The sequence below is a fragment of the Pseudomonas sp. SDT291_1_S447 genome, from assembly GCF_054070155.1.
In genome coordinates this window covers 1-210 of record NZ_JBSVXS010000493.1, presented here as the reverse complement: position 1 = coordinate 210, position 210 = coordinate 1, and the positions used below count along the sequence as shown (strand labels likewise).

The 210-nt window shown below is 65.2% G+C and carries 1 protein-coding gene; it reads right to left on the bottom strand.

The annotated features are described in order from the left end of the window. Positions 1–210: FecR/PupR family sigma factor regulator (locus ACW9IR_RS30515; protein ID WP_457466341.1), on the bottom strand; the 210-nt coding region annotated here is incomplete at both ends.

Sequence of the window (210 nt, the reverse complement as noted above, 5' to 3'; positions counted from 1 at the left end):
CGCCCGCGCCGGACCCGAGGCCACGCTGAAACGCTGGTCGAGCATGCCCAACTGGCGCCAGGCGCGGGCGTGTTCTTCATCGCTGGCCAGCCATTTATCGAATTCTTCACGCTCAATTACGCTGCCGTCGCCCGAATCGAGGGACAGCTGCCAGGCAATCGCCGCATCCAGCACGCGGGCCGAGACGGGTTTGGAGCTGATCACCGTCAC